The 20759-nt window shown below is 46.8% G+C and carries 20 protein-coding genes; all 20 read right to left on the reverse strand.

Annotation, left to right across the window (positions count from 1 at the left end; genetic code table 11):
- Positions 1 to 7 precede the first annotated feature (7 nt).
- Positions 8 to 1111, reverse strand: a complete 1104-nt coding sequence (tolA, locus tag ACYQ05_RS04080; RefSeq protein WP_459818576.1) for a cell envelope integrity protein TolA — start codon at positions 1109 to 1111, stop codon at positions 8 to 10.
- Positions 1108 to 1557, reverse strand: a complete 450-nt coding sequence (locus ACYQ05_RS04085; protein WP_459818578.1) for an ExbD/TolR family protein — start codon at positions 1555 to 1557, stop codon at positions 1108 to 1110. Before ACYQ05_RS04085 ends, tolA begins: the two co-directional genes overlap by 4 nt.
- 11 nt (positions 1558 to 1568) lie before the next feature.
- Positions 1569 to 2264, reverse strand: a complete 696-nt coding sequence (gene tolQ, locus ACYQ05_RS04090) for a protein TolQ (protein ID WP_459818580.1) — start codon at positions 2262 to 2264, stop codon at positions 1569 to 1571.
- Complete coding sequence (ruvB, locus tag ACYQ05_RS04095; protein WP_459818582.1) at positions 2261 to 3283, reverse strand: Holliday junction branch migration DNA helicase RuvB; 1023 nt, start codon at positions 3281 to 3283, stop codon at positions 2261 to 2263. The genes tolQ and ruvB overlap by 4 nt, the downstream gene beginning before the upstream one ends.
- Positions 3280 to 3918 (reverse strand): Holliday junction branch migration protein RuvA, encoded by a 639-nt coding sequence (gene ruvA / locus ACYQ05_RS04100; RefSeq protein WP_459818584.1) that lies wholly within the window; start codon positions 3916 to 3918, stop codon positions 3280 to 3282. Before ruvA ends, ruvB begins: the two co-directional genes overlap by 4 nt.
- Positions 3918 to 4436: a crossover junction endodeoxyribonuclease RuvC gene (gene ruvC, locus ACYQ05_RS04105; protein WP_459818586.1), complete on the reverse strand. Its 519-nt coding sequence runs from the start codon at positions 4434 to 4436 to the stop codon at positions 3918 to 3920. The genes ruvA and ruvC overlap by 1 nt, the downstream gene beginning before the upstream one ends.
- A gap of 47 nt (positions 4437 to 4483) precedes the next feature.
- The gene (gene nadA, locus ACYQ05_RS04110; protein WP_459818588.1) at positions 4484 to 5575 is read right to left on the reverse strand and encodes a quinolinate synthase NadA; all 1092 of its coding nucleotides are present in this window, start codon (positions 5573 to 5575) and stop codon (positions 4484 to 4486) included.
- The gene (aspS, locus tag ACYQ05_RS04115) at positions 5575 to 7353 is read right to left on the reverse strand and encodes an aspartate--tRNA ligase (protein ID WP_459818589.1); all 1779 of its coding nucleotides are present in this window, start codon (positions 7351 to 7353) and stop codon (positions 5575 to 5577) included. Before aspS ends, nadA begins: the two co-directional genes overlap by 1 nt.
- Before the next feature lie 41 nt (positions 7354 to 7394).
- Entirely contained in the window at positions 7395 to 8060 is a 666-nt protein-coding gene (locus ACYQ05_RS04120; RefSeq protein ID WP_459818591.1) for a DUF502 domain-containing protein, read from the reverse strand.
- A gap of 161 nt (positions 8061 to 8221) precedes the next feature.
- The gene (pyrF, locus tag ACYQ05_RS04125) at positions 8222 to 8929 is read right to left on the reverse strand and encodes an orotidine-5'-phosphate decarboxylase (protein WP_459818593.1); all 708 of its coding nucleotides are present in this window, start codon (positions 8927 to 8929) and stop codon (positions 8222 to 8224) included.
- A 3-nt stretch (positions 8930 to 8932) separates the two neighbouring features.
- Positions 8933 to 9289 carry a LapA family protein gene (locus ACYQ05_RS04130; RefSeq protein ID WP_459818595.1) on the reverse strand — a complete coding sequence of 119 codons (357 nt, stop codon included), beginning with the start codon at positions 9287 to 9289 and terminating at the stop codon, positions 8933 to 8935.
- Positions 9290 to 9411: 122 nt separating this feature from the next.
- On the reverse strand, positions 9412 to 9717 hold the full coding sequence (locus ACYQ05_RS04135) for an integration host factor subunit beta (RefSeq protein WP_459818597.1): 306 nt from the start codon (positions 9715 to 9717) through the stop codon (positions 9412 to 9414).
- 83 nt (positions 9718 to 9800) lie between these two features.
- Entirely contained in the window at positions 9801 to 11474 is a 1674-nt protein-coding gene (gene rpsA / locus ACYQ05_RS04140; protein WP_459818599.1) for a 30S ribosomal protein S1, read from the reverse strand.
- Positions 11475 to 11665: 191 nt separating this feature from the next.
- Positions 11666 to 12346: a (d)CMP kinase gene (cmk, locus tag ACYQ05_RS04145; RefSeq protein ID WP_459818601.1), complete on the reverse strand. Its 681-nt coding sequence runs from the start codon at positions 12344 to 12346 to the stop codon at positions 11666 to 11668.
- Positions 12343 to 13686 (reverse strand): 3-phosphoshikimate 1-carboxyvinyltransferase, encoded by a 1344-nt coding sequence (gene aroA, locus ACYQ05_RS04150; protein ID WP_459818602.1) that lies wholly within the window; start codon positions 13684 to 13686, stop codon positions 12343 to 12345. The genes cmk and aroA overlap by 4 nt, the downstream gene beginning before the upstream one ends.
- Positions 13683 to 14648, reverse strand: coding sequence for a prephenate dehydrogenase (locus tag ACYQ05_RS04155; protein ID WP_459818604.1), 966 nt, complete (start codon positions 14646 to 14648; stop codon positions 13683 to 13685). The genes aroA and ACYQ05_RS04155 overlap by 4 nt, the downstream gene beginning before the upstream one ends.
- Complete coding sequence (gene hisC, locus ACYQ05_RS04160; protein ID WP_459818606.1) at positions 14645 to 15823, reverse strand: histidinol-phosphate transaminase; 1179 nt, start codon at positions 15821 to 15823, stop codon at positions 14645 to 14647. The genes ACYQ05_RS04155 and hisC overlap by 4 nt, the downstream gene beginning before the upstream one ends.
- An 18-nt stretch (positions 15824 to 15841) precedes the next feature.
- Entirely contained in the window at positions 15842 to 16933 is a 1092-nt protein-coding gene (pheA, locus tag ACYQ05_RS04165) for a prephenate dehydratase (protein ID WP_459818608.1), read from the reverse strand.
- 3 nt (positions 16934 to 16936) lie between these two features.
- Complete coding sequence (gene serC, locus ACYQ05_RS04170) at positions 16937 to 18001, reverse strand: 3-phosphoserine/phosphohydroxythreonine transaminase (protein WP_459818610.1); 1065 nt, start codon at positions 17999 to 18001, stop codon at positions 16937 to 16939.
- Positions 18001 to 20631, reverse strand: a complete 2631-nt coding sequence (gene gyrA, locus ACYQ05_RS04175; RefSeq protein WP_459818611.1) for a DNA gyrase subunit A — start codon at positions 20629 to 20631, stop codon at positions 18001 to 18003. The genes serC and gyrA overlap by 1 nt, the downstream gene beginning before the upstream one ends.
- Positions 20632 to 20759: the final 128 nt, after the last annotated feature.

Raw genomic sequence — 20759 nt, forward strand, 5'->3', positions numbered from 1 at the left:
AGACTCTCTAGGGTTTAAACACAAAACGAATATTTCGTTCAAACAATTCTTTTTCTGGTGGAAGCGGCAGAGGCTGAGCACGATAGACCGCATCTTTTGCTGCCTTTTTAAATTGTGGTGAAGCATAGCGATTACAATTTTCTACTTTGACACTACTCACATACCCTGAGGGGGTTTGCGTGATGTACAGATCACACTGAGCTTTGTCCGAAATCTTCGCTGCCGTTCGCCAATTTTCTTGTACCTTTGCTCTAATCGCTGAAATATAGGCCTGACGCAAACTTTCTAACTGTTTCTGTCTCTCTGCTTCACGCCGTTTCGCCGCTTCTTCTTCCATTTGCCTCTGAAGTGCGGCCTCCTCTGCTGCCTGTTCCTGTTGCAATTTAGCTAAAATAGCAGCTTGCTCTAATTTCTTCTTCTCTTCCGCTTTACGTTTGATCTCAGCTTCCAAAGCTTTTTTCTTCGCCTCTTCCAAAGCGCGTTTTTTCTTGGCTTCTGCTAACAGACGCTGCGCCTCTTTTTTTGCTTTTTCCCGTTCTTTGGCGGCCAATTCTGCTTTACGCTTGGCTTCAGCAGCTTTCTTTTTTAAAGCCTCAGCTTTCTGTTTCTCCAACTCTGCCAATTTTTTGGCTTCTAAGGCCTTACGTCGTTCAGCCTCCGTGCGTTTCTTCTCTTCTTCAGCTTTTTTCTTCGCCAAAGCTAATTTTCGTTTTGCTTCCTCCGCCTGTTTACGCGCTAATTCTGCTTTACGCTTCTCTAATGCCTGACGTTTTTTAAGCTCTGCTAATCGTCTTCGTTCTTTTTCCGCTTGTTGGGCTAAGGCTTTCTGTTTTGCCAGCTTTTCTGCTTGCTCTTTTTTAATCCGGGTAATCTGCTGCTGAACCAAATCCTGATCAACCGTAAACGTGTGCATCGGTTCCTCTAAAGTCGGCGTATTTTTACGATTTTGAGGGGCATGAACAGGCGCCGTCAAGGGCTTTGGGGATGAATTCAAACCAACCACTGTGGGCTTTTCCGTCTTTGTTTGCCAGACAAATAAACCCACAATGCCCACATGCAACAACAAGGCCGCTAAAAATGCAAAAGGGTGCTGCAAAATAAAACGGATCATGATTCCGGCTCCGTTAATAACGAGACTTGAGTCACCCCATTAGCTTTTAACAAGGTAAATAAATGCACTACCTTACCATAAGGTGCAGCCTTATCGCCTTGAATATAGATGGGCTGTTCAGGGTTCAGTTGTGCACGCGCCATGGTTTCAGCGACCAACTTTGCCAACTCCCTCTGATTAATCACAACATTCGGCGCCTCACTGGTTCTATAAAGCCCCTCTTTGGTCACCGTAATAATAAAAGGCTCCGCCGCTGTTTGCTTCGTTTGTTTTTTGACGGTCGGGGTTTGGGGTAGATCAACGGTGACCGCTTGCTGCACAATTGGCGCTGTCACCATGAAGATAATCAATAACACCAATGTGACATCAATATAGGGCACAACATTAATCTCAGCCATCAATTTTTTGCGCCCCAAAGTTTGACGACGAAAACCTGATTGATTCATAGAGTCAACCTTTATGCCGCATCACTGGGTTTGGAAAGCAGATGCGCTTGGCGTTGCAATACAGATAAAAAGCCATCTGCAAAGATTTCATACTGTCCTAACACCTTATCTGCCTGACTGCTCAAATGGTTGTAAGCGATCACCGCTGGAATCGCTGCAAAAAGACCGACGGCTGTGGCAATCAAGGCCTCTGCAATCCCAGGGGCGACTGCGGCCAACGTGGCATGTTGGATATTCCCCAAGGACAAAAAAGCGTGCATAACGCCCCAGACGGTGCCAAATAGACCAATATAGGGCGCTGAAGAACCGATTGTCGCCAAAGTCGGCAGCTGCGCTTCTAACCGTTCCGCCTCTTTAGAAAAGGCCACTTTAATTGCTCTTTGCGTACCTGCCAGCAAGTCATTAATATCACAGACCCCCTGTTTTTTCAGCCGCACAAATTCTTGGTAACCGGCTTCAAACAGTTTTTCCATGCTTTTATTTTTAGGGGTTTGCTGATGAATGTCATAGTAAAGTTGCGTTAAGTCATCTGCTAAATCAAATCGCTCTTGAAATTTCTCCGCTTGTTTAGTCGCCTTACGAATTTGCGCCCGTTTGGCAAAAGCAATTGTCCAAGCCAAAATGGACATGAGTAATAACAAAACAATCACCGCCTGAACCACGGGGCTGGCTTGTAAAAGAATCTGCAGTATATTTATTTCATTCATTCAATCGTTTCCTTTCCATCCGGTAATTTCAATCCTAAATGTTGATAGGCGTGTGGGGTGGCAATACGACCTCGCGGCGTACGCATTAAAAACCCATGCTGCACTAAAAAAGGTTCAATCACATCCTCAATCGTGCCTCGCTCTTCGCCCAGTGCCGTCGCCAAACTTTCAATACCGACCGGCCCACCCGCAAATTTTTCGATCATCAAAGACATCATGCGTCGATCCATCTTATCCAAGCCCAATGTGTCCACTTCAAGCATATCTAATGCTTGGGCGGCGATCGGCTGCGTAATCACGCCATCGCCTTTCACTTGCGCATAGTCTCGTACCCGGCGCAAGAGACGATTGGCGATCCGTGGTGTGCCCCGTGAACGACGTGCCACCTCTTCCGCGCCTTTTTCTTCGGCTTCAATCCCTAAAATCAACGCCGATCTTTGCACGATTTGGGTCAATTCTTCCACTGAATAAAACTCCAGCCGCTGCACGATCCCAAAACGGTCTCTCAAGGGTGAAGTCAACAAACCTGCTCGCGTGGTCGCACCCACCAAAGTAAAGGGCGGCAGATCAATTTTCACACTCTGCGCAGCGGGCCCTTCCCCGATCACAATATCCAGCTGAAAATCCTCCATCGCTGGATAGAGCACCTCTTCCACGATCGGGCTCAATCGATGAATTTCATCAATAAACAGCACATCATTCGGCTCTAGGCGCGTCAAAATCGCAGCCAAATCGCCAGGACGCTCAATGACCGGTCCAGAAGTTTGCCGCAACTTGACCCCCATCTCATGGGCGATAATATTGGCCAGCGTTGTCTTGCCCAATCCCGGCGGGCCATAAAGCAGCACATGATCTAAATGCTCTTTGCGCATTTTTGCTGCATAAATGGCCATCGACAGCTGTTCGCGCACTTTGGTTTGCCCGATATACTCTTCAATATGATTAGGGCGCACTGAGGGCGCCGCATACATATCTTCTTCGGTCTCCAAATTGCCGACGATACGATCTGTTTCAATCATGTCAGCTTCACCTGCTGCAGCGCTTGTTTAATCACGACTTCCAGTGTCAGGCCTTCTATGTCAATGCCATTTAACAGCGATTCTGCCTGTTTCGCCGTATAGCCTAGGGAGATTAAAGCCGCCAAAGCGGATTCTGCAATCTGATTCTGCTGCTGACGCGTGTCCATTTCAACCACTGGATTTTCAGAGGGTATTGTATCGGCCGCTTGTTGCAGAAGTGTGTCATCTTTTAATTTATCCCGCATCTCAATCAGCAGCCGTTCAGCGGTCTTTTTCCCCACCCCAGGGATACGCGTTAAACTCACAATGTCATCTTGCATGACATAGCCGCAAAATTCAACCACTGACATTGAAGAAAGGATGGCAAGTGCCATTTTGGCGCCTACCCCATTCACCTTAAGCAACAGGCGAAACAGCTGACGCTCTTCTTCTGTGGCAAATCCATAGAGCAGCATCGCATCTTCGCGGACATGCATATGGGTTAAGATCACCACCTCTTGGTCAGGCGAAGCTTGTTGCGCCAATTGGTAAAACGTGCTCATTGGCGCTTCCACCTCATACCCCACGCCGTTGACATCAAGCAATAGCAGCGGCGGCTGTTTACTGACCAGCTGTCCGCGTAAAAAACCAATCATTAAAAATGCGTTCCTTTCTTTAAACGAGCGGGATCAATGCCCAAAGTCAGATAGCGATCATGACAGAGGGCGCAGGCCAAAGCGTCGGCGGCATCCTCTTGGGGAGATTCGGTCAATTTTAATAGATTTTGCACCATATATTGAATCTGTTGCTTATTCGCATGTCCTCGACCGACAATGGTATTCTTAATTTGGGTGGGCGTGTACTCCATAATCGGGATCTCTTTCAACGCCGCCGCACAGAGAATGACGCCACGCGCTTGCCCTAATACAATGGCACTATTGGGGTTTTTATGGACAAACACTTTTTCGATTGCCATAACGTTAGGCTGATACTGCTCGATAATCTGTAAAATGGATTGAAAAATATTTTTTAACCGCTCGGCCCCTTCAAGCTTCTCAACCCGAATCACCCCACTGACTAAATAACGCGGATGATAGCGACCCGATTCAATCACCCCAAAGCCAGTTTTGCGTGAACCGGGGTCAATGCCTAAAATGCGTTGCAGTTGCGCCAAAACCTCTCCAAAAAACCGTCAAAAAATGCCAAAATCCCCAGTCCTGCCTATTTTGGGGCGGCAGAAATCAACCCTTGTTGACGCGAAAAATCCAACATTCTCTGAATGGATGCCTCGGCTTTTTGCCGGACACTTTCCTCAAGCAGAATTTCCCCTGTTTCCTGTTCTAAACAAGCCGCCAGATTTTCCAAACTGTTCATCGCCATCCAAGGACAGTGTGCACAACTCAGACACTGTTTTTCTTTGCTGCCCGTCGGGGCCACAATCAACTGTTTTTCTGGCGCCAGCTGCTGCATTTTGTAAAAAATGCCATAATCGGTTGCCACAATAAATTTCTCATCGGGCAAATTCTGCACCGCATCGATCATCACGCGGGTTGAGCCGACCACATCTGCCAATTCAATCACCTTTGCCGGTGACTCAGGGTGCACCAAAACTTTCGCATCTGGATGTTTCGCTATCAGCTGCTCCAGTTCAAAAGTCTCAAATTCATCGTGCACAATACAGTGCCCCTGCCAGCGAATCATCTCAATGCCCGTCTCTTTTTCAATCCAGTGCCCCAAATGACGATCCGGCGCCCAAATAATTTTTTGTCCTTGCTCTTTGAGATGAGAGACAATTTGCAAAGCATTGCCTGAAGTGACCACCCAATCAGCAACCGCCTTCACTTCCGCACTGGTATTGGCATACACCACCACTTGATGTTCAGGATATTGAGCGCAGAACTGAGCAAATTCATCCGCAGGACAGCTTAAATCCAACGAACAGGTCGCCTCTAAATCCGGCATTAAAATCCGCTTTTCTGGAGAGAGAATCTTAGCCGTCTCCCCCATAAAGCGCACGCCGCACACCACTAACATTTCAGCATCAGCCTGCGCGCCAAAGTTGGCCATCTCGAGTGAGTCCGCCACCTTACCACCGGTCTCTTCAGCTAAGGCTTGCAGCTCATCATCCACATAGTAATGCGCCACCAATTTTGCATTTTTCTGCTTTAACAGCTGCTTAATCTTCTGCTTAAGCTCTGCTTTTTGCGATGCCGTTAACCAAGGCGCTGTTTTCGCCGATTGCGCCAATTGGTCAATCCGGCTCTGCAGCGATTTCGGTAAACGCTCGGCTAACGACGCTGTATCCTGAGACATTAAGCTTGCTCCAATCCTTTGCGAAAACGCAGGCCTAACTCTTTCAACTGCTCATTGCTCACTTCACCTGGCGCTTCGGTCAATGGACATGCTGCCGATTGTGTTTTCGGGAAAGCAATCACATCACGAATAGAGTCGCGTTCTGCCATGAGCATTACCAAACGATCCAAACCAAATGCCATTCCAGCATGCGGTGGACAACCATACTTTAAGGCTTCTAATAAGAAACCAAACTTATCTTCAGCTTCCTCGTCAGAAATGCCTAACAATTTAAACACGGCCGCTTGCATATGAGTGTCATGAATCCGCTCAGATCCCCCGCCCACTTCAATGCCATTAATCACCAAATCATAGGCTCGAGACAGCATCTGTTCTGGGTTTTTGTGGTTCAAAATCTCTTCTGTGGTCGCTTTTGGCTGCGTAAAGGGGTGATGGATGGCGGTCATTCGCGCTGTTTTTTCATCTTCTTCAAACATTGGGAAATCCACAACCCAAACCGGTGCCCATTTTTGCGTGATCAGGCCTAAATCTTCACCAATCTTCACTCGCAAAGCCCCTAAGGCTTCATTCACCACCTTCGCTTTATCTGCACCAAAGAAGACAATATCCCCATCTTCTGCGCCCACGCGCTGCATAATTTCCATCACTTGATCAGGGAAGAATTTCACAATCGGTGACTGCAATCCCTCTAAGCCAGCGGCAATATCGTTCACCTTAATATAGGCCAACCCTTTGGCACCATAGATACCCACAAACTTGGTGTATTCATCAATCTCTTTACGCGTCAGTTTGGCGCCACCGGGCACTTTTAATGCTGCCACACGCCCTTTCGGATCCTTAGCTGGGCCTGCAAACACCTTAAACTCAATGTCTTGCAACAGATCCGCCACATCCACTAACTCCAAAGGAATGCGCAGATCGGGGCGATCAATCCCAAAACGTCGAATCGCCTCTGCATAAGGCATTCTTGGGAAATCGTCTTTAAACTCGACGCCAATTCCCTCTTTAAAGATGGTTTTCGTCAGCCCTTCCATCAGTGCCATCACCCCATTTTCATCGAGGAAAGAAGTCTCAATATCCAATTGGGTAAACTCTGGCTGACGATCGGCACGCAAATCTTCATCCCGGAAACAGCGAGTGATCTGATAGTAACGATCAAAACCAGACATCATCAGGAGTTGTTTAAACAGCTGAGGCGACTGCGGCAATGCAAAAAACTTATTGGGATGTGTGCGGCTTGGCACCAAATAATCCCGTGCCCCTTCAGGTGTGGATTTGGTTAAGATGGGCGTTTCCATATCGATAAAGCCATGGTCATCTAAATAACGACGCATGGAACGCGTTACCTTGTAGCGCAACAACATGGCTTCACGCATCTCATCTCTACGCAGGTCAATATAGCGGTATTTTAAACGCACCTCTTCTGAAATGTGCTTATCATCCAGTTGGAAAGGAATCGGTTCCGCCATACTTAAGACCTCTAAATCTTGTGCGAGAATCTCGATCTGCCCTGTTTTCATATTGGGGTTTACCGTCCCTTCAGGACGCTCACGCACCAATCCAGTCACTTTTAGCACACACTCTACGCGCAGACGCTCGGCCTTAGCAAAAATTTCCGCTGTGTCCGGATTCACCACCACTTGCACTAAACCTTCACGATCTCGAAGATCAATAAAAATCACGCCCCCATGATCTCGGCGACGGTGAACCCAACCTGCCACGGTGACAGTTTGATCTAAAAGTTTTTCTGTAACTTCTCCACAATAGTGTGTGCGCATCTGTTTATTTACCTTTTTATAGCTATTTTTTAAAATATTTTTTACTGATTTTTTGTTTGTTCAGAAAGCGTCTCCGCTTCATGCGTTAATTTTGCGACATGAGTGTGCCAATCTGGTACCACAACCCCACCCGAGATCACCATTTTCAAGGCATCATCGACTGGCATCTCAAGCTCAATAATCTCATTTTTGGATGCCATAATAAAAAAGCCAGAAGTTGGGTTCGGTGTCGTCGGGACAAAGAGATTAACGACCTCATTTAACCCTGTCTTATATTGGGCTTCGCCTTGCGTCTCACTGGTCTGAAAGGCTAAGGTCCATAAGCCATTTCGTGGATATTGAATCAAAAACGCTTTTTGAAAGGTTTGCGAACCTGATCCCAAAACCGCTTCGGCAATCTGCTTCACCGCAGAATAGATGGAACGCACCAAAGGGATACGGGACAAAATATTCTCCCAAATGCGCATGATCCGGTTGCCCAAAAAATTGGCCACAAACATTCCGGTGAGCAAAATAATTCCCAATGAGAGAATAATACCTAACCCTGGAACCCGAAAACCTAACCATGTTTCAGGCCGCAAATGCTCAGGCAGTAATAGCAAACTTTGGTCAAACAAGTTCACTAGAAAAATCAATGCAGCAATCGTCACTCCAAGCGGAAGCCACACCAACAAACCAGCAACCAAATAGCGCTTAAACCAACCCATGGCTTACCTCGGCCTTTAATCATTCAAATAGGGGAACATTATAAAGTAAACCTAATGCCTTTGCATAAGTGATACACAGGCAAAAAATGCCGCCCACACAGAAACACCCCCACGGGCGTGGGGAAGACCTTGAATTAAAAAAGCACCTGTTACTATATTATTTAGAGGGTCGCATTAATCGCTTTTAGCGTTTCGATAGGGTTTTCAGACTGTGTAATCGGACGGCCAATCACCAAATAGTTTGCGCCGGCTTGGATGGCTTTTTCTGGTGTCATCACCCGTGTTTGATCTCCCAAGGCTGCATTTGCTGGACGAATACCTGGGGTCACTAATTGAAATTCTGGGGTTACGATTGTTCGTAAAGCTTCGGCTTCTTGCGCAGAACAGACCACGCCATCTAAACCTGAGGCTTCGGCCAATTGAGCTAAGCGCAGGACATTTTCTTGTGCTGTGCCTTGCAAACCGATTTCATGCAGTTCTTCATCCGAATGGCTGGTCAAAATGGTCACGGCAATCAACAAGGGCTGATGTTCACAGGTGGAAATGGCCTCTTTTGCTTGCATCATCATTCTTCGCCCACCCAGTGCATGCACATTAAGCATCCAAACCCCCAGCTTGGCCGCCGCTTGGCACGCTTTGGCAACTGTATTAGGAATATCGTGATACTTTAAATCTAAAAAGACATCAAACCCTTTGGCCACCAATTTTTCGACTAAAGCAGGACCGGCGACCGCAAAGAGCTCTTTACCGACTTTGAGTTTACATAAATCTGGGGTAAGCGGTTCAACAAACGCTAAGGCTTGTTGTGCGTTGTCAAAATCTAGAGCGACAATGACTTTAGGATCAATTTTTGCATCATTTTCAACCATTTTTTAACTCTTCTTATCTGGCAGGACTGGGGATTCTGGCAAATTTTCATCTTGCTGTGAATGTGATTCTGCTTTTTTCATTAGCTGTTGGGCGTTGAGGTCTACAATTTTCGCTTCAGCACGATCTAAGGCTTTTTTCTGTTTGGCTAAACGCCATTTGCAAGCGATGAGCTGCGAGGAAAAAATAAATGCGGTGATGAGCATGCCTAAAATAAAGCTGAATGCCAACAACAAGGAGAGTGGGTACTGTCCGCGAAAGAAGTAGCCATCAAATAGGACTTCATGCGGGTTGAGCAATCCTAAAATGAGACCCAATAGGATAAACAGAATGGCGATTAAGATTGAAATGAGCTTAAGCATAAAATTCACGCTTCTTATATCTGAGTGAAAGGATATTTTAACGCAAATTGACCGAGCAGATTTTCATTAATGTCTAAGAAAAAAGCCACCCTAAGGTGGCTTTTTTATCAAGTCAAAACGAATTATTCAATAATCTCTGTGGTTTCTTTAGCAGCATCCACTCTTTCACGCAAAGCTTTTCCAGGTTTGAAATGTGGGACTCGCTTTGCAGGCAGAGCCACTTTCTCTCCTGTTTTTGGGTTGCGACCCATTCGCGCTTTTCGATGATGGAGACTGAAACTGCCAAAACCGCGAATCTCAATTCGTTCACCTGCAGCCAAACTTTCAATCATTGAATCAATGATCTGATTGACGGCAAGTTCAACATCTTTTTGTGTAAACTGAAGTTGCTTTCTCGCAATCAATTCAATAAGTTCAGATTTTGTCATCTTTAAAAGACTCTTTTAAAGAGACCCAGAAAACTGGGCCTCGATCGTAAAAAATAAAATTATAAAAGCTCTGTTAGCTCAAATTATTTTTCAGCGATCTTGTCTTTTAAAAGATCCCCTAAAGTTGCCGCTGCAACTGGTTCTTGATTGCCAGAGAAGTTTTTCAAAGCTTCCGCTTCTTCTTGCGCTTCTTTTGCTTTCACTGAGAGAGAAATTGAGCGGTTTTTACGGTCAATGTTCATAATCTTCGCTTCAACCTTGTCGCCTTCTTTCAACACTTGACGCGCATCACGAGTATCTTCATTCAACTCAGAGGTACGAAGGAAACCTTCAACTTCATCGGCCAACTCGACCACTGCACCATTTTCTTCAACAGACTTCACAGTCCCTTTAACGATGCTGCCTTTTCCATGTTCTGCCACATATTGACTGAATGGATCTTGTTCAAGCTGTTTTAGACCTAAAGAGATACGCTCTCTTTCAGGATCGATTGACAAGATAACTGTTTCTAGCTCATCGCCTTTCTTGAAGTTACGAATTGCTTCTTCACCTGGCTCTGACCAAGAGATATCGGTCAAGTGAACCAGACCGTCAATACCCCCTTCTAGGCCGATAAAGATACCGAAGTCAGTGATAGACTTAATTTTACCTGTAATTTTTTCACCCTTAGAGTGTGTCGCAGCAAAAGCTTCCCAAGGATTGGTGGCAGTTTGCTTAATACTCAATGAGATACGGCGACGCTCTTGATCCACATCCAATACTTTCACTTTAGTTTCTTGACCTAAGTGAACCACTTTAGATGGGTGAATGTTACGGTTGGTCCAATCCAATTCAGAGGTATGTACCAAACCTTCAATGCCTTCTTCAATTTCAATAAAGGCACCATAGTCGGTGATATTCGCAACTTTACCCATCACTTCAGAGCCGATTGGGTAACGTGCAACCATATCTGACCATGGATCTTCTTCAAGCTGTTTCAAGCCGAGAGAAACGCGGTTTTTCTCTTTGTCAAACTTCAATACTTTCACTTCAATTTCATCACCGACTTGCACCACTTCTGATGGGTGATTGACACGACGCCATGCCATATCGGTAATGTGCAACAATCCATCTACCCCACCAAGATCGATAAAGGCACCATAATCAGTCAGGTTCTTAACAATCCCTTTCAGAACTGCGCCTTCTTCCATATTGGCCAATAGGGCTTCGCGTTCAACGCTGTTTTCTGCTTCAATCACCGCACGGCGAGAAACAACGATATTGTTGCGCTTACGATCGAGCTTAACAATCTTCACTTCAATTTCTTTGCCTTCTAGGAAGCCAAAGTCACGCACGGGACGCACATCCACAAGTGAACCAGGCAAGAATCCGCGAACACCATCGACTTCAACGGTTAAACCACCTTTAACCTTACCGGTGACCAAAGCTTTAACCGTTTCATCGTTTTCCATAGCTTGCTCAAGACGATCCCAAGTTTTCGCACGTTTTGCCTTTTCACGAGACAGACGCGTTTCACCACTGCCATCTTCTAATGACTCAAGGTAAACTTCAACTTCATCGCCAACTTGAACTTCCAACTCTCCGTTGGCGTCTAGGAATTGACTCTTAGGAATGGCTGATTCAGACTTCATGCCTGCATCGACCAATACGGTTTCTTTATCAATGGCAACCACTTTACCTTTGATCAAGGTACCTGGCTTAAACTGTTCTTGCTGTTTTAAAGATTCTTCAAATAATTGTGCGAAAGATTCACTCATGGATTGTTCCAAAATTTTATTACTCTAACCAGATTCAAGTTGTCAAAGTTGGGTATCTCACTCTATCTGGGTCAGTTAAACAAAAACAAATTGCCCAACCAATTTGCGTTTAAAGAAATTGATAAAATAAAAATCCCTGAACACAGTTCAGGGACTTAAATTTAAGTTATTTGATTATTATAACTAATTTTTCAATCAGTTAGAAGCGCCTGAGGGATTTTTTGTTGAATTATTTCCACTGCGCGATTGACAACCTCTTCAATCGTTAAATGGCTGGTATCGATCACCACAGCATCGTCTGCAGGTTTTAAGGGGGCGGTTTCTCGATTTTGATCGCGTTCATCTCGGACTTTTATTTCAGCCACAATGGCCTCAAAATCTCCCTGCTCGCCTTGTTGTGCCAGCTGCTCAAGGCGTCTTTTGGCACGCACTTCTGCACTGGCGGTTAAAAAAAGCTTAACCGGCGCATCTGGAAAAACCACGGTTCCCATATCTCGTCCATCAGCAACCAAACCCGGCGGTTGGGCAAATGCTCTTTGTCGATTCAAGAGCGCTTGCCGCACCTCGGGAATGGCCGCTACCTGGGAGGCGATGCCGGCAATGGTTTCATTGCGGATGGCTTGAGAAATATCTTCCCCTTCATACCAAACCTTACCCTGCTCAAACTTGACCGGCAGCTGTTCTGCCAACTGAATAATCGCCTGCTGATCGTCAATGGCCAATCCTTGTTTAGACACCCCATAAGCTAAAGCGCGATAAATGGCACCACTATCCAGTAAATGGAAGCCTGTTAGCTCGGCCAATTTTTGCGCAAGGGTGCCCTTACCGACCCCACTGGGGCCATCAATCGTAATTACGGGAACTTGACTCATTGGACTGCCTCCTCAGACACCTGAATGCCAACCTTATTTGCCAACTGTAAAAAGGTAGGGAAAGAGGTGTTCACATTTGCACAATCCTCAATCACCACTTCAGAAGGGGCACACATGCCGGCAACCGTCATCGCCATCGAAATACGATGATCGTGATGACTATCAATCTCACCCTGTTGGGCTTGAAAGCCTACACCAGCAGTTCCGTGAATGATCATGCCATCTTCGGTTGGCTGCGCGTTGACGCCCAACGCTTGCAAAGCATCTGCCATTACTTGAATGCGATCGGACTCTTTAACACGCAACTCTTCCGCACCGGATAACACCGTTGTCCCTTCAGCCATTGCAGCGGCCACAAATAAAACCGGAAATTCATCAATGGCTAAGGGCACCAAAGCTTCTGGAATCTGAATGCCTTTTAAAGGCGCGTAACGAACATGAATATCTGCAACCGGTTCTCCACCCACAACCGTTTCGTTTTCTAAAGTAATCTCTGCGCCCATACGTTTTAAAATCTCAATCACGCCGGTACGCGTCGGGTTCACCCCCACATGTTCAATCACCAGGTCGGAGCCGGGGACGATACTGGCAGCCACCATAAAAAAAGCCGCCGATGAAATATCTGAAGGGACATCAATATGCGTGGCTTGCAGCTGCCCGCCTCCTTCTAAACAGACTTTTGTGCGTTGCGTATCTAATTTTTCCACTTGCACTGCATAGCCAAATCCCTGTAACATCCGCTCAGTATGATCTCGAGTCGGTGCAGGCTCCGTCGCACAGGTACGCCCTTGAGCATAGAGCCCTGCCAGTAATACACAAGATTTGACTTGAGCACTGGCCATTGGCAATCGATAATCGATCGCTTTTAATCCTACTTTTCGCCCATGAATTTTTAACGGAGGCCTGCCGCCCTCTGCGGTCTCGATTTCTGCCCCCATCTGACGCAATGGCTCGGTCACCCGCCCCATGGGTCTGCCTGAAAGCGATTCATCTCCAATCAATTCACTGTCAAATGCCTGTCCTGCCAAAATGCCAGCCATTAAACGCATGGCCGTTCCAGAATTACCCATATCTAAAGGGGCTTGCGGCGCTTTTAAGCCATGCAAACCGACCCCATGCAAGGTCACTTTACCGTTATCAGGGCCTTCAATTTGCACCCCCATCTGACGGAAAGCCTCTAAGGTTGCCAGACTATCCGCCCCTTCTAAAAACCCGGTCACCGTGGTGATGCCTTCCGCTAAAGAGCCGAGCATAATGCTGCGGTGGGAAATGGACTTATCGCCAGGAACACGAATACGACCTTTGATCGGGCCACTGGGCTGAACTTTAAATCTAATCATAGGGACTGACTCTCTTCAAAATCGCAATCTTGCATCGTTTCTGCATCGCGGTTAACAATATGTAAATCTCGTGCCTCTTTGGCAGCGGTAAACAGCTCAAACAACTGTTCCCCTTTTTGCGCTTCCACTAACTGGATCATCTCTCCTAAAGCCTGCTGGTAATTGCGTAACCACTTCACAATAGCGTCACTATTATTGACCGCAATATCCCGCCACATAGTGGCATCACTGGAAGCGATGCGGGTAAAGTCGCGGAAACCTCCCGCTGTATATTGGAAAACATTGCCTAATTCTTCATGCTCATTGAGCAGATCCACCAAAGTAAAGGCGAGTAGATGGGGCAGATGGCTGGTTGCCGCCAGGACTTCATCATGATATTCAGGTGTCATCTCAGACACACATGCCCCCAAGCTTTGCCACAGCTGCTTGACTTGCTGTAGCGCCTGAACATTTGTCTCCGCAGTGGGCGTCAGAATCACGCGATGATTTTCATAAAGATCTCCATCCGCTGCTTCAACACCACTGCTCTCTTTACCCGCAATAGGATGACCGGCAACAAAATTTTCAGGTATTCGGCCAAACACTTGCTTAGCCGATTGCAACACGCATTTTTTTGCGCTGCCGGCATCGGTCACAATGGTTTCCGCAGTAAGATAGGGTTGAATTTCTGCCAACAGCTGCTCAATCGCACCCAATGGCACCGCCAATAAAATCAAGTCCGCTTTCGCCACGGCTGTGGGGAGATGCATTTCATAACGGTCTAACACCCCCAACTCAACCGCTTTTTGCAGTTTGGCTTCATGAAATCCAAATCCGACCACTTCTTGGGCGAGTTTGCGTTGACGAATCCCTTTGGCAAAAGAGCCGCCAATCAACCCCACACCCATCACTAAAACCGTCTTCAAGGGGGCAGGACTGGGGATTTTGGCATTTTTTTCTGTTTTTTCAACTGCTTGATTCAACTTGCGTATTCATCCTTTTCGATTTCATCCGTTGCAACCGGTTCAATGATCTGCATGGCGAGTAAAACTTCTCTCAACACGCGCACTAAATACTGCATTTCAGAAGCGGAACCAATGGAAATTCTTAAATGGTGCGGCAGCCCGTAGTTAGCAATTGGACGCACAATTACCCCATTTTGTAATAAGGCTTGATTCACTTCCGCGGCTTTCTTTCCTATCTCTACAGTGACAAAATTTCCGGCTGAAGGGATATAGGCGAGTTGATGGCGCTCTAAAAACTCAATGAGTGCAGCCCTGCCTTGTCGATTCAAGACCACTGAACGCTGAATAAAACCTTGGTCTTGTAAGGCAGACTCTGCTGCAACCAATGCTAAGCTATTGACATTAAAGGGTTCACGTATGCGATTCAAATAATCCACCACTTGCGGATGGCCAACTAAATACCCCACACGTAACCCTGCCAAACCATAGGCCTTAGAAAAGGTGCGTGTGATCACCAAATTGGGATAACGATCTAAATAATCCAGTCCATTTGGGTAATCGTCTGCCTCCACATACTCCAAATAGGCCTCATCCAGCACCACCATCACATGTTCTGGCACCTGTGCCATAAAGGCTTCCCATTCTGCTCGACCAAATAGGGTGCCGGTTGGATTATTGGGATTGGCTAAATAGATCACCTTGGTTTTCTCGGTCACCGCTTTCGCCATTGCTGGCAAATCATGCCCATAGCCTTTTGCTGGCACCTCTACGCCTGTCGCTCCGACCGCTTTTGCGCTCAACGCATAGACAATAAACGCATACTGGGCATAAATAATTTCATCGCCCTCTGCAGCAAAAGCTCGTGCGACCAATTCAAGCACCTCATTGGAACCATTTCCAATCACCAGCTGTTCAGGCTGCACCCCTAGATGTTCACTCAAAGCCTGTTTCAGCGCATAAGCATTCCCATCTGGATAGAGACTCAAATCTGTCAAATGGTTTTGAATTGCCGCTGTGGCTCTCGAACTGCAACCCAATGGATTTTCATTTGAAGCGAGCTTAATCACCTGCTTAATCCCTAACTCTCGCTGCAACTCACTAATCGGTTTGCCAGGCTGGTAGGGGGTCATTTCAGCGACTTGAGGGCGCACAAGCTTTGAAAAAGGTTTTGAAGAAACAGGCATTTTTGACATGAATTTTTCTTTCTTTGTCTAATCTAATGGAGAAACGGGAAAGGAGCCCAAAATTTTAAAAAACTGCGCATGATCAGCCACTTCATTTAATGCTTGCAACACATTGCTTTCTGCTTGATGCCCTAAAATATCAATATAAAATAGGTAATCCCATTTTTTATTCAGCGAAGGGCGCGAGATAATGCGTGTCATACTGATCTGCCGATCTGCAAAACTTTTTAACACCTCGAGTAAAGCTCCTGCCTTATTGGGAATGGATAAAATCAGTGCGGTTTTATCTTCTCCACTCGGCTCAGTCTGCTCTTTACCCAGCACCCAAAATTTGGTGGTATTATCATGCTGATCTTCTATATGCTTTTGCAACACGCGCAATTGATACAATTGCGCAGCCTCTTCTGAAGCGATGGCGGCTAAGGTCGCATTTTCTTGTGCCATTTTGGCGGCCAAAGCATTGGAAGAGACCGCTTCAGCCTCTGCCCAAGGCAGATTGTTCTCCAACCAATGCCGACACTGACCAAGCGCTTGTGGGTGGGCCACCACTTTCTGAATGGATTCAAGCGTGTCTACTTGCGACAATAGGCAATGATGAATTCGTAAATCGACCTCACCGCACACTTTAAGATCAGTCGTTAAAAGCGCTTCCTGAGTGGCTTTAACAACACCTTCCGAAGAGTTTTCGACCGGCACCATACCATAATGAGCCTCCCCTTTTTCCACCGATTGGAAAACTTCTTCAATACTGGAGACCGCAAGCGGCTGCACAGATGAGCCAAACTGCTTCACCACACTGGCATGGGAATAACTGCCTTCAGGCCCCAGATAAGCCACGGTCATTGGGTGTTCAAGCGCTAAACAGACCGACATAATCTCGCGAAATAAGCGCGCCATTTCATTATCGGGAATGGGGCCCATATTGCGAACCTTTACCGCTCGAAGCACTTGAGCTTCGCGCTCAGGTCGATAAAACACCGTCTCAACCTTGCCACCCTGCGTTTTAATTTCGGCGACCTTCTGAGCACACTTAGCACGCTGGGTAATCAGTGCTTGAATCTGCCGATCAATGGCATCAATCTCTTCCCGAATTTTCAGCAGCTGCGCTTCTTCACTCATAGATTACACCCGATTTTGTTCAAACTGCTGCATAAACTCTGCCAGTGCGATTACCCCTTCTTCCGGCATCGCGTTATAGATACTGGCACGCATCCCCCCAAACACCTTATGACCCTTGAGATTCAGTAACCCAGCTTGCTTGGCTTCAGCAATAAACTGTTTATCCAATGCCTCATCTCCAGTGGTAAAAGTGACATTCATGCGGGAACGATAACGAGGGTCAATGTTATTTTGATATAACTGGCTGTTGTCAATCACCTCATATAAGCGATTGGCCTTGCGTTGATTAACTTCTGCCATCGCCTCAAGACCGCCCTGCTCTTTCACCCAATCAAAGACTAAAGCCGCTAGATACCATGAGTAGGTCGCCGGAGTATTAAACATGGACTCATTTTCAGCATAGGTTTGCCAGTTCAGCAAGGTTGGGGTTACTGGGCGCGCATGACCAATCAAATCTTCGCGAACAATGACAATGGCTAAACCTGCGGGGCCGATATTTTTCTGCGCACCCGCATAGATCACCCCATATTTAGAGACGTCCACTGGACGCGATAAGATATTAGAGGACATATCGGCGATCAAAGGAACCGATACCTCAGGTTCTTGCTGAAATTCAACCCCAGTAATGGTCTCATTGGAGCAGATATGCAGATACTTCGCCTCATCACTGAGTTGCCAGGTTACAAAATCCGGAATGGTGGTTTGTGCTTCAGCAACAACATTGACATTCACATAGCGACTGGCCTCTTTGATCGCTTTGGTGGACCAAACGCCCGTATTGAGATAATCCACTGTATCCTCCGCTTGCGTCAAATTCAGCGGAACACCTGAGAACTGCATTGAAGCGCCCCCATGGGTCAGCAACACCCGGTAATGGTCCGGAATGGCCATAATCTCTCTTAAAGTCGCCTCTAAATGGTGGGCCAACTCCATAAACTCGGGACTGCGATGGCTCACTTCCATCACTGACATCCCGGTATTTTTCCAATCTAAAAACTCTGCTTGAGCTTTACGCATCACCGCCTCAGGCAGCATGGCTGGGCCGGCACTAAAATTAAAAGGTCTCATTAATCTATTATCTCACTTTCATTTTCATTTTTATCCATAGAGGCGTCTGTTTCTGTGGTTGTCTGAGCGTCTGTCATCTGCTCGTCTGTATCCGCATCGGCATCCGGCTCTACTTCGACCACCGCAGCACTGACCACCATCTCATCTTGTCCAACATTGATGAGCTTCACCCCTTGCGTATTGCGACCGACGACAGAAATCTCCGCGACACGCGTTCGCACCAAGGTGCCCTTATTCGTAATCAGCACCACCTCTTGTTCGGGTGTCACCGAAAGCGCAGCCACGACTTGACCATTGCGCTCACTGGTCTTAATAGAGATCACCCCTTGGCCGCCACGATTAATGGTGGAATAGTCCTCAACCGGTGTACATTTTCCATAACCGTGCTCGGTCACTGTCAAGATCAACTCACCAGGTTGGGCGACTTGCATGCTGATCACTTTTTGCCCTTCTTTCAGCTTCATGCCTCGCACACCGCGTGCTAGTCGACCCATTACCCGGACATCGATTTCCTTAAAGCGAATCGCCTTACCAGCATTATTAAACAGCATAATCTCTTGATCACCATTGGTCAGGGCCGTGCCTACCAATTCGTCATCGTCCAATAGATCTACGGCAATAATGCCATTGGCTCTAGGACGCGAGAAATCCGCTAACTTAACCCGTTTGACAATGGCATTCTTAGTCGCCATAAAGACAAAGTGCTGATTATCAAAATCGCTGATGGGGAGAATTGAGGTAATCTCTTCCCCCTCTTCTAAAGGCAGGATATTGACGATGGGCTTCCCTCTCGCATTGCGACTCGCCAATGGCAACTGCCAGGTTTTCTGCCAATACAGTTTCCCTTTATTGGAGAAGCAGAGCAGCATATCATGCGTAGAGGCCACAAAGAGTTGCCCGACTTCATCCTCTTCTTTCATCTGCGTCGCCGCCTTACCTCGCCCACCTCGGCGTTGCGCTCGATAGTCGCTCAACGATTGCGCTTTGATATAGCCATCGCGAGACAGGGTAATAATCCGATCCTCTTCTGCGATCAAGTCCTCTTCATCCAGATCCTGTGCATTGTGATCAATCTGGGTGCGACGTTCATCACCATAGGTTTCTCGGATCTCTATTAATTCCTCTTTAATCACCTCTGTTAAGCGATCTGGATTGCGAAGAATCTCCAAGAAATAGGCAATTTTTTCTAATAACTCTTTATATTCTGCAATAATCTTGTCTTGTTCCAGACCGGTTAAACGGTGCAGACGCATCTCTAAAATCGCTTGCGCCTGGGCAGGTGACAGATGGTACACGCCGCCATCTTCCCCATAACTTTCTGCCAACCCTTCAGGACGCACATCGGACATTTCCACTTTTTCCAGCAGCTGCGTCACTGAACCAATTGGCCAAGCACGCTCGAGCATACGCTCTTTCGCTACCGATGGACTGGGCGAAGCCTTAATCAGCTCGATCATCTCATCAATATTGTTCAGCGCAACGGCCAAGCCTTCTAAAATATGCGCTTTTTCTCGGGCTTTGCGTAGATCAAAAATGGTGCGACGCGTCACCACTTCACGGCGGTGTTTCACAAAGGCTTCAATGATCTGTTTCAGATTCAGCAGCTTGGGCTGACCTTCAATCAAGGCCACCATATTAATGCCAAATACCGTTTGCATCGCAGTCTGCTTGTAGAGATTATTAATAATCACCTCTGGCACTTCACCACGACGCACTTCAATTACAATGCGCATGCCATCCTTATCAGACTCATCACGCAGTGCGGTAATGCCCTCAATTTTTTTCTCTTTGACCAGTTCCGCAATACGCTCAATCAATTTGGCTTTATTAACCTGATAGGGCAGTTCACTGACAATAATGGCCGATTTACCAGATTTATCAGTCTCCACAAAAGTCTTAGCACGCATTTTGACGCGCCCACGCCCAGTCTCATAGGCTTCACGAATTCCACCCGAGCCATAAATAATGCCATGTGTCGGGAAATCGGGTCCAGGCAAATGCGCCATCAATTCAGGCAAGGAAATATCAGGCTGATCAATAAACGCTAGGGTCGCATTCAGAGTTTCGGTTAAATTGTGCGGTGGGATATTGGTCGCCATCCCCACAGCAATCCCTGCTGAGCCATTGACCAATAGATTAGGAATTTTCGTTGGAAGGACATTCGGTTCCGATTCTGAACCATCATAGTTAGGCGTGAAATCAACGGTCTCTTTATCCAAGTCGGCCAATAACTCATGGGCAATTTTGGCCATGCGCACTTCCGTGTAACGCATGGCCGCCGGCGCATCTCCATCAATCGAACCGAAGTTCCCCTGCCCATCGACCAACATATAGCGCAGTGAAAACGGTTGCGCCATACGCACAATGGTGTCATAAACCGCAGTATCGCCATGCGGGTGATATTTACCGATCACATCCCCAACAATACGCGCTGACTTTTTGTAAGGTTTGTTCCAGCCATTACCCAGCTCATTCATCGCATAGAGGACACGACGGTGAACCGGCTTCAACCCATCTCGCACATCCGGAAGTGCACGTCCAATAATTACACTCATCGCATAACTTAAATAGGACTGCTCCATTTCATCCACTAACGAAATGGGTAAAATTTCTCTTGCAAACTCAGACATAGATTCCCGTTTTCCCTACAGAAAATAAAGGAGAATTATACCTTAAAAACGCCAAAGATTCATGGCTATCTGGTGAGGGGAGCCAAGCGTTTACCTTCGACATGAAGGGCGCTTGACTTTGCTAGGGT

Source organism: Galenea microaerophila (genome assembly GCF_054657255.1).